The sequence below is a fragment of the uncultured Thermosynechococcus sp. genome, assembly GCF_938074695.1.
Lineage (GTDB): Bacteria > Cyanobacteriota > Cyanobacteriia > Thermosynechococcales > Thermosynechococcaceae > Thermosynechococcus.
In genome coordinates this window covers 1-9062 of record NZ_CALJEM010000066.1, presented here as the reverse complement: position 1 = coordinate 9062, position 9062 = coordinate 1, and the positions used below count along the sequence as shown (strand labels likewise).

General features: G+C 53.6%; 10 protein-coding genes. 1 reads left to right on the top strand and 9 read right to left on the bottom strand.

The genetic code is table 11. The features are described 5' to 3' along the window. Together mnmG and Q0683_RS09620 are read right to left on the bottom strand one after the other, a co-directional pair. On the bottom strand, positions 1-1896 hold a 1896-nt coding region (mnmG, locus tag Q0683_RS09625), incomplete at its 3' end, for a tRNA uridine-5-carboxymethylaminomethyl(34) synthesis enzyme MnmG (protein WP_298977462.1). Between the two features lie 31 nt (positions 1897-1927). Then, positions 1928-2218 carry a YggT family protein gene (locus Q0683_RS09620; protein ID WP_298616071.1) on the bottom strand — a complete coding sequence of 97 codons (291 nt, stop codon included), beginning with the start codon at positions 2216-2218 and terminating at the stop codon, positions 1928-1930. 300 nt (positions 2219-2518) lie between these two features. Here Q0683_RS09620 and Q0683_RS09615 point away from each other — a divergent pair, with 300 nt between their 5' ends. After that, positions 2519-3331, top strand: coding sequence for a hypothetical protein (locus Q0683_RS09615; protein WP_298977459.1), 813 nt, complete (start codon positions 2519-2521; stop codon positions 3329-3331). A gap of 540 nt (positions 3332-3871) precedes the next feature. Here Q0683_RS09615 and Q0683_RS09610 read toward each other — a convergent pair. The 7 genes from Q0683_RS09610 to Q0683_RS09580 form a co-directional block, all read right to left on the bottom strand. Next, positions 3872-5617, bottom strand: coding sequence for a ribonuclease J (locus Q0683_RS09610; protein WP_298614007.1), 1746 nt, complete (start codon positions 5615-5617; stop codon positions 3872-3874). A 59-nt stretch (positions 5618-5676) separates the two neighbouring features. After that, complete coding sequence (dapA, locus tag Q0683_RS09605; protein WP_298614008.1) at positions 5677-6570, bottom strand: 4-hydroxy-tetrahydrodipicolinate synthase; 894 nt, start codon at positions 6568-6570, stop codon at positions 5677-5679. Beyond that, positions 6567-6947 carry a hypothetical protein gene (locus Q0683_RS09600; RefSeq protein ID WP_298617137.1) on the bottom strand — a complete coding sequence of 127 codons (381 nt, stop codon included), beginning with the start codon at positions 6945-6947 and terminating at the stop codon, positions 6567-6569. Before Q0683_RS09600 ends, dapA begins: the two co-directional genes overlap by 4 nt. Positions 6948-6953: 6 nt before the next feature. Further along, positions 6954-7775, bottom strand: a complete 822-nt coding sequence (proC, locus tag Q0683_RS09595) for a pyrroline-5-carboxylate reductase (protein WP_298977456.1) — start codon at positions 7773-7775, stop codon at positions 6954-6956. After that, the gene (locus Q0683_RS09590; RefSeq protein WP_298614011.1) at positions 7750-8319 is read right to left on the bottom strand and encodes a cell division protein SepF; all 570 of its coding nucleotides are present in this window, start codon (positions 8317-8319) and stop codon (positions 7750-7752) included. The genes proC and Q0683_RS09590 overlap by 26 nt, the downstream gene beginning before the upstream one ends. Before the next feature lie 386 nt (positions 8320-8705). Next, positions 8706-8882 carry a hypothetical protein gene (locus tag Q0683_RS09585; protein WP_298614012.1) on the bottom strand — a complete coding sequence of 59 codons (177 nt, stop codon included), beginning with the start codon at positions 8880-8882 and terminating at the stop codon, positions 8706-8708. Next, positions 8879-9062: peptide-methionine (R)-S-oxide reductase (locus tag Q0683_RS09580; protein WP_298977454.1), on the bottom strand; the 184-nt coding region annotated here is incomplete at its 5' end. The genes Q0683_RS09585 and Q0683_RS09580, both read right to left, overlap by 4 nt.

The following is a 9062-nucleotide window of genomic DNA, read 5'->3' as shown; positions in this document are numbered from 1 at the left end:
TAGGGATTGCCGCTGCTGTTGCACTTGGAGATAGACCAAAAGGGCATTGATATCCGCCGGATTCACTCCACCAATACGGCTGGCTTGACCAATAGTGAGGGGGCGGATAGCACTCAGTTTTTCCCGCGCCTCCATCGAAAGGGTGGGGATGGCAAAGTAATCTAAATCCGCAGGGAGCGGACGCTGTTCTTGGCGGGCAATCTGCTCAATTTCCCGTTGCTGCCGCTCAATGTAGCCGGCGTACTTAATGGCAATTTCAACGGCTTCCTTTTCTTGGGGAGTCAAGTTTGGATTCCCAAGGCCATGGCGATCCAGTAGGTCGTAGTGTACCCCCGATCGCCGGAGCAACTCATCAAGGGCAATGGCGCTCTTAATCGCTTGACCCGTCGCAGCCACAATCGCCTCGCCCACCGGTTCATGGGCTTTAATGCGCGTCCTCTGGAGGCGTTGGGTCTCAGCTGCTAGGCGCTGTTGCTTTGCTTGAAACACCTGCCACTGGGCTTCACTCACCAAGCCAATCTCATACCCCAAGGGGGTGAGCCGCTGATCCGCATTATCGGATCGCAAGACGAGGCGATACTCCGAGCGGCTGGTGAGCATGCGGTAGGGTTCCCGCAGTTCCTTGGTACACAGATCGTCAATCAGGGTGCCGATGTAGCTCTCTTGGCGTGGGAATGTGATCATCGGTTTTCCCTGCACAAAGCGAGCTGCATTAATCCCGGCCACAATCCCTTGGGCGGCTGCTTCTTCATAGCCGGTAGTGCCGTTGATTTGCCCGGCGCAGAACAGCCCCTGAACCTTCTTGGTCATCAGCGTGGGAAAGCACTGAGTCGCCGGCAGGTAGTCGTATTCCACCGCATAGGCCGGACGCAGCATGATACAGTTTTCTAGCCCCGGCAACGTGCGCAACAGTTGTAGTTGCAGGGGTTCTGGTAGCCCCGTGGAAAACCCTTGAATGTAGAGTTCTGGCGTATCGCGGCCTTCGGGTTCAATGAAAATTTGATGGCTCTCTTTATCGGCAAAACGTACAATTTTATCCTCAATGCTGGGGCAGTAGCGGGGACCTTTGGCATCTACCCAACCACCATAGACCGGGGTAAGGTGCAGATTCTCACGAATCAATTGGTGGGTGGCAGCGGTGGTGCGCGTCAAGTAGCAGTTCATTTGGGGCCTTTCCACCCATGCCGTGGGGTCAAAGCTAAACCAGCGCACCTGCTCATCCGGCGGTTGCGGTTCCAGCTTGCTGTAGTCCACCGATCGCCGATCCACCCGTGCGGGCGTTCCTGTTTTCAAGCGATCCACCTCAAAGCCGAGACGGGCTAAGGTCTGTGAGAGTCCCTCTGCAGCAAATTCACCAGCGCGACCCGCAGGCATGGATTTATTTCCCACCCAAATGCGGCCACCGAGGAACGTTCCCGTGGTCAGGATCACCGCCTGACAGCGAAAGGCCACCCCAAAGTAGGTTTCAACCCCAATCACCGTGTCGTTAGCGTCCAGAATGAGGTCTGTGACCATGCCTTCGCGCAGTAGCAAGTTAGGTTGATTTTCCACCACTTGCTTCATGACGGCGCTGTATTCGCGCTTGTCTGTTTGCGCCCGCAATGCCCAGACCGCTGGCCCCCGTGAGGCGTTCAATAATCGCTTTTGCAGATAGGTGCGATCGGTCACTCGGCCAATTTCGCCCCCTAGGGCATCCACCTCATGCACCAGTTGCGATTTTGCGGGGCCACCCACCGCAGGATTACAGGGCTGCCAAGCAATTTTATCGAGGTTGAGGGTCAGCAAAAGGGTACGACAGCCCAACCGCGCCGTTGCTAAGGCCGCTTCACAGCCCGCATGACCGGCACCGACAACAATGACCTCAAATTCATCCTGAAACGGACGCAGTGTTGACATGGCGATTGCACCCTAGTGAGCCAAAAATGGTTTAGAAGAGTGTGGCACTACTGGAAAAGCCTGATAAGAGTTGGACAAGGAATTGCAGGAGGAAGAAGGCAATAATTGGCGAAAAGTCCAGACCACCGATGGGGGGAATCAGACCACGAAAGAGATTCAGATAGGGATCTGTTAACTGACTGATAATTGAAAAGGGTGGATTGTACCAGTTGATATTGGGAAACCACGACAGCAGAACCCGAATCAGGAGAATGATAAGGTAAAACTGTAAAAAGTTCGCAACTCCCATCAACAGAATGGGGAGAACGGGTGCCTCAGTCATTGGTATTCCCCTTGCAAATTCAAGTTCACCCCTTATTGTACCAATGCTGGCAGAAACCTTAGCCTTTACCGCCAGCGGTCAACCTCCCTCGCTAGACTAGAGAGGAGAAGCTTATGCACTCATTCTCAAAAATTGTCGGTCGGCGCCTCCACAGGGGAGCGATCGCCAAAGGATAAGGAGATTAGAGAACTGTCCGACAGCGGCTTTGACTGGTTTGGGTGTGTTCCCTCCTGGGGAAAAGGGCTGTATTCTGGATTGCGGCGTTTTCATTGATATTCAACTGAAGTTCAGGGGTTCAGTATGTTACAGATGTCGGCCACGGGTCATACACTGGTGGGCACCTATGCCCTGATTGGATTTACCATCTCCGGCCTATCGTTTTTGCGAACTTGGGTACAGCGGCAGTACAAGGGTTCTGTCCCCCGTTTGAAGGAAGAGTGCGATCGCCTGCACAAACTTGTTAGCGAGCAAGCCCAGCGTATTGAAGGGCTAAAGGAACTGGTTACCCGTAGCGAACAGGAGCGCGATCGCCAGCGCCAAGAAATCGAGCAATTGCGCTCAGAGGTGGAGCGACTGCAAAACCGCTGTCAAGAACTAGAAGATCAGCAACAGCAACTGCAAACTGAAGTGAGTGACTACCGCCAGCAGGTGGCGGAATTGACAAATGCCCTCAACAATAGCCAAGCAGAAAATGAGGCGTTACGGGAGAATTGCGATCGCTATCGCCAGGAGCTAGAAACTGCTTACCAGCACAGTAGCAGCCTCGAAGAGGAATATGCTAGGCAAACGGCAACACTGACCGCTTCTTTAACCACGATGGAGGCCACCTGTCGGGAAAAAGAGGCAGAGCTAGCGGTCTGCCATGCCACGGTGAGCGATCGCGAACGTGAAATCGAAGGGCTACACCACGAAATAGCAGACCTTAACCGAGAAGTCGAGCAGCTTCAGCAAACCGTTGAACACCTGCAAACCCAGAAACAAGGGGCAAATATCTACGCCCAATGGCTGACATGGCTCAGCAGCACCGTGGCGATTGCGGCTCTGGTACTCAACCTTGGCCCTTGGAGTCCCCTGTGGATACCCATCTATTCTCACTTGCCCATGTTTTCCTAGAAATTGAAATCGTTGACCAAGGGTCGGGGCACAACATTGCCCCTTTTTTGTTTTACTCCTCTTCAGTGGCATTCAGAAAAGGAACTTAGCATAGGCAGAAACCATCCAAAAACCTGTGTTTATCAGCAGGCTCGCTCGACCCACCCTTGAGTCTCCAAGAACCCAAGAGACAGCCTTTTTCTGAATTATGAGGAGACATCAAGGAAAGGCCATCCTGTGATCTTTGAAGGGTATAGCGAGAACGGCTAAAGGCGGTCTGCGCAGCATCCTTGGTGGGATATGGAGCTGGAAGCATTGACAGAACAACCTGGGACTGATGCTCAAACCCTTGATTTGCTGCAACTGGCTTAGGCAATGGTTCAGAGTCTTTGCCCTGCCCTTGTGACAGTTTGGCTTTGCCCCACTGAGAGGGGGTGTTCTCGGCAAAAAGTCAACTAAAACCTCTATTGCTTCAACGCTGGCCAGGGCAGCGCAGACGAAAAGAAACGGGCAGAAGACACTGTAAAAACAGGCACACTCTCCTGCCCAAGCGGTTTGATTCTAGCCAACCACAGAAGCTGTGCTGCGCCGCCGTCGAATTCCTGTTGTCACAGGAGGGGTGACGTCAATGGATTGCAGGAGCAATAGAACTGAGGCATTGCCCTGAAGTTCACGGCGCACGAGGCGCACCAGTTCCCGTTCAATGTGGGCTTTGACCCCCGCCCAATCTATATCGCCGTTGCGGGCATATTCACTCCAGCGATCGCTCAAGGCAGTTTCGACCGTGGCATGCACCCAGGCCTGCCAAGCCTGTGGCTCAATGGCCGTGACCACGCCTTGCAGGTGGACTTCAGGAATCGCTTTTAGAGTGCCATCAGTACCTACCGCTATCGCCACGGTGATAATGCCTTCTTCAGCCAGTTGTTGTCGCTCCTGCAGCACATGGGCTTTGACAATGCCACCCCGATCCAGTAGCTCAATGCCGGCGGGCACCTTGTCTATGACACGAATCGAGTCACGGGTGAGTTCCACGACATCGCCGTTGTCAATAATCACCATATTCTCAGGAGGAATCCCCATGCTCTGAGCGGTTTGGGCGTGTTTCACTAACATGCGGTGCTCGCCATGCACAGGTAAAAAGAATTTTGGCTTCGTCAACGCCAGCATCAGTTTTTGATCCTCTTGGCAGGCATGGCCAGAGACGTGAATGCCCTGTTCGCGACCGTAGATGACTTTAGCTCCCTGCATCATCAAACGATCAATCATGTTGACTACGGCAATCGTGTTCCCCGGAATGGGATGAGCCGAGAGAATCACCGTATCGCCGGAGCGAATTTTAATTTTGTTGTGTTCCCCTTTAGAAATCCGCGTCAGTGCCGAAAGAGGTTCCCCTTGGGAGCCGGTGGTCAAGTACATCACTTGGTGATCGGGGTACTTGTGCATCATGTGCAGTGGCACAAAGAGATCATCGGGGCAGCGAATGTAGCCCAACTGCCGTGCATGGGCAATCACATTGAGCATCGAGCGACCCAAGACAGAAACCACTCGGCCATACTTTTGTGCCAATTCTAAGGCCATATTGAGGCGATGCACTGACGAGGCAAAGGTGGTAAAGATAATCCGCCCCGTGGCTTGGCTAAAGGCACGATCCAAGTTAGGGAAAACCGATCGCTCCGAGGGGGTGTAGCCGGGGACTTCTGAGTTGGTGGAGTCACTAATTAGACAGAGCACACCCTTTTCACCATGCTCCGCGAGCCGCTGAATGTCAAAGCACTCCCCATCCACAGGGGTAAAGTCAAACTTGAAATCCCCTGTGTGGATAATGACGCCAATGGGGGTATGAATGGCCACCGAGAAGCTATCGGCAATGGAGTGGGTATTGCGGATATACTCCACGAGGAAGTTTTTGCCCAAGCGCACCATCTCTCGAGGCCGGACTGGGCGAAGTTCGGTGCGATCGGCCACCCCGGCTTCTTCGAGTTTCCCTTGCAGCAAGGCCATGGCAAGGCGAGGGCCATAGATAACGGGAATATCAAACTGCTTGAGGTGAAAGGGAATACCCCCAATGTGATCTTCGTGACCGTGGGTAACAATCATCCCCTTAATTTTGTCGCGATTTTGCCGCAAGTAGGTCATGTCGGGCAGCACGATATTCACCCCATGCATACCATCGGTGGGAAAGGCTAGCCCTGCGTCCAGCAAAATGATTTCATCTTGGAATTCAAAGACACAGGTGTTCTTGCCGATTTCGTGCAGCCCACCCAGGGGAATGATTTTTAAGGCAGCCGTTGCAGCGGATTGACTCATAGGTCTCCTTACAGTGAAATGAACGAAAAAGTGTAGCTTGGCAAATGTCCTGCGTTGCCCTAAGACTTCAGTAGGCCAAGGTCATCTAAAACGGTCTTCAATTGGCCAATCACAGCGTCACTCGCAGACGTGAGGGGTAGTCGGGGTTCACCCACCGGCCAACCTTGGAGGCTGAGGGCAGCTTTAATCGGAATCGGATTCGTCGTCACGAATAAAACCTTAAACAGTGGCAATAGTTGACAGTGAATAGCCGTGGCTTTGGCCGTTTCTCCTTGGACAAAGGCTTGAATCATCTCTTGAATACGTGAGCCAACAAGGTGACTGGCCACACTGACTACACCATAACCACCAATGGCCAGTAATGGCAACGTCAGGGAGTCGTCGCCGGCGTAAATGCGAAAAGTCGGCGGTAGGGCAGCGCGCAGGGCACTGGCTTGATCAAGGCTGCCACTGGCCTCTTTAATAGCCACAATGTTAGAGTGCTCTTGAGCAAGGCGGATAACCGTTTCTGGGAGCAAGTTTTGTCCTGTGCGGCCGGGAATGTTGTAGAGCATGAGGGGAAAGTCTGGCACCGCCTTGGCGATCGCCTGAAAATGGGCGTAGAGTCCCTCCTGGGGGGGTTTATTGTAGTAGGGTACAACCAACAGCGCACCATCGAGACCCAGTTCTGCGGCCTTGGCTGTGGCATGGATTGCTTCCCGAGTAGAGTTGGAGCCGGTTCCCGCAATGATCTTGGCTTTGCCGGCCACCGCCTGCCGCACCGTTTGAAAGAGTTGAAATTCTTCGTCCCAAGTGAGGGTAGGGGATTCCCCTGTTGTACCGCACACCACAATGCCGTCGGAGCCGTTGGCCACAAGGTATTGCGCTAGGTTCGCTGCCACCTCGTAGGCGATCGCGCCATCGGCGGTAAATGGCGTAATCATGGCGGTAATCACACGTCCAAAGTCAGTCACAGTCTATCCTCAGCTAAGTTTTGTTGCAGTTGCCGAATCGTCACCGCCCCCCGTTGCCAGCCTTGGGGCGAGCAATAAATGGTCAAATTCTCTTCAATCGCAGTAATTTGGTAGCCCTTGTCCTTTAGCCATGCCTCCAGTCGTGAAAGTTGCAGCGGTGCTACCGCAAGGACTTGCGTATGATTCCAATAGGCAGCGATCGCGCCCACCGTTAGTCCCCAACGGTAGGGCAAAGGAGACAACAGGCTCCAATGACAAATTTGGCTCAAACTTAGGCAGGTGATGGCAGTCACACAAGCAAAGTAGTAAATGAACACTACCTTGACATCTAAGCCTTCGATGGCGGGGGGGTCAGCGGTTGTGGGGGAGTTGGGCATAGGCACTTAGTTGAGGGCTTGGGCACGCTCGTAGGCCGCTTTTACCGTTTGCATGAGGGTTCCACGCACACCAGCAACTTCCAGTACTTCGAGACCGGCAATGGTTGTCCCCGCAGGACTGGTGACTGCGTCCTTGAGTTGCGCTGGATGCAACCCGCGCTCTCTAAGTAATTGTACTGTGCCTGTTATTGTGCCATAAACGAGTTCCTGTGTCAGCGATCGCGACAGACCCACTGCGACCCCGGCATCACACAGCGCCTCCACAATCAGTGCTATAAAGGCAGGGCCAGAGCCAGACAGGGCCGTGACCGCATCCATTTGCCCTTCACTGACAGTCACCACCTGCCCCAGCACCCCTAGCAAATTCTTAATCTTTTGAATCTCCAGTTCACTGGCTACACTATCGCCGGCTAGGGCAATCACTCCGGCGCCCACCTGTGCCGGTGTATTGGGCATTGCTCGAAAAATCAACCGCTGGGGAAAGAGTTGCCGCAGCCGCCCGCTGTGGATGCCCGCCATGATTGAAAGGACAACCCCCCCACTTTGAGCCACCGGCGTATCCGCCAATTCTGACTCAATATCGGCAAAGACCTGTGGCTTGACTGCCAGCAGGAGAGTTTCGGCGGTAGCCACCTCTAGGTTTGTGGTCACTTTGACCCCGTAAGTCTCAGCTAAATAGTGCTGCCGCTGGGGCGATCGCGCCGACACCCAAACCTGCTCCGGTAACAGACCATCTGCAAGGAGTCGCGCAAGCATGGCCTCCGCCATGCGACCACAGCCAATGATCCCAAAGGCAGGCACCCTAGGCACTGCGCTGTTGTTGGGCATCCATACCCCAAGCAGAGGGTGGGGTACCGGGTGTGGAGGTTGCACTTGGGCGAACCCCACCCACTTGGGTGCTCACTTGAACACAGCTTGGCGTAAATAGGAAAATACTTTCGCCAATGCGTTCTTGGTGACCATCAATGGTGTAGGTAGCACCGGCAACAAAGTCCACCGAGCGTTGAGCTTGCTCTGGCTCCATCAAGGTCAAATTCAACACCACAGACTTGCGCTCCTTGAGGGCTTTGATCACCTCAGGCATTTCACTAAAACTGCGCGGCTGCATCACCAAAACTTCTGCCACTGCACCCCACCAGCGACCCGTATTGGGCATACCAATTACATTAGAAGGACTAGAAGGGGCTGATCCTGTCGGCACTGAGGGGGAGTGGTGGGTGTCAAAGTCCTGACTCAAGGTTGGCCGTGATGTGGGCAACGGTTCCACGTCAGAGTTCATGGTTACCGCTCGTGGCGTTCCTTGAGGGTATTCCTCATCGTAAATATCAGTCTCTGGGGTTAGACCCATAAGGTCACGGAGTTTGCCCAACATAACGACTCACTATTGCTCCCAATAAACGTAGATAGTTCTAAAGTGATCTAACGCGCCATGGCGAAGGTCACCACGACAGTTCAGGACGGTAAAAGCCAGATGATATGTTTCATGTTTTAACAACCCTAGTTTCGTGGCTAAAAGGGAACCTATGCACGAACGTCCACGATAGTTGCGTTAAAACAGGAGAATTCAACTGGCCATTTTACACGAAACCTAAAGAATAAGATGAATTTGGCCTTAAGTGTCTCGCTTTTGCGCGGGTTTGTCAAGCGCAAGAATCTCTTAGTTGGGCTGACTAGCGGAATAGGAAACCAAAAGGTTACTCCCTAAATTCGCTCTAAAATCAGCGATCGCGATTTTGCACCTTTGACATCTTCCCCGGCCTAAAGCCCGGAGATTCCTAGGGTGCTCAGGCGTGATTTAAGCTGCCCCTGAGTCACTAAGGACTCCGTCCCGCTGGCGCGAACGGTGGGTTCTTGGGCCGAGTGCGTATCCGCCTTGAGACTGCGGGCACTCCTGCGGAGAATGTCCTGCAAAATCTCCTCAATCACAACGATCACGAAGCGGGAGCAGATTCAGGGATAAATTCCAGCGCGGCTGAGTTGATGCAGTAGCGCAGTCCTGTGGGTGGCGGGCCATCCTCAAAGACGTGACCTAGGTGGGCATCACAGACAGCGCACAGAACTTCCGTGCGCACCATGCCGTGGGAGAAATCCGGTTCCATGCGGATATTTTTGGGG